This is a genomic window from Neisseria sp. P0021.S005 (assembly GCF_051956955.1).
In genome coordinates, this window is record NZ_JBQCWY010000868.1 from 1 (window position 1) to 595 (window position 595).

General features: G+C 36.3%; 1 protein-coding gene and 1 pseudogene. Both read left to right on the forward strand.

Annotated elements, in window-relative coordinates:
• Nucleotides 1–316: hypothetical protein (locus ACTHUE_RS19860; RefSeq protein WP_440424263.1), on the forward strand; the 316-nt coding region annotated here is incomplete at its 5' end.
• A 180-nt stretch (nucleotides 317–496) separates the two neighbouring features.
• Nucleotides 497–595, forward strand: a pseudogene (locus ACTHUE_RS19865) (CRISPR-associated endonuclease Cas1); the annotation flags it as partial.

Sequence of the window (595 nt, forward strand, 5' to 3'; positions counted from 1 at the left end):
GGATAATTTTATTAAGCACCATAATGATATTGGAAATAACGATATTGATATTCTTTCGGACAAGAACTTTGAGCGAATATTTTCTGCTATATTGCAAGGATTGTTAGAATTTAAGTTTAGGGAAATGTTTAAGAAATTTGAGAATAATGATTACGAGTTCCATAATTCAGTTGCTGGAATATTTTATCAAGTAGAAGTAATGGTTCCAATTCGTGGTGTAGATAGTTTTTTTATTGCAAGAGTTGCTACATATTACCCATTTTCTCCTAAAGAATTAGCACAATTTCTTTTCCAGCCATTAGCAATAGGAATTTGATTGTATTAGAAAATATTGACTGTAATAATACAGTAAATGCAGGGAGTTTCCTTGGGTACACACTCTTTGGTAGGTTTCCTGTATTTGTTCTACACCGTCTGAAAGCCTGATTTTTTCAGACGGCCTAAACAACAAGCTGTTCCCAAACAAAAGTACGGTTAAAATCAAGAGAGTTTCCCCATGCGCAAACTGCAAAACACGCTCTATATCAACACCCAAGGCAGCTATCTGCATAAGGAGCGGGAGACGTTGGTGGTGGAGCAGGAGCGTAAGAAGGTG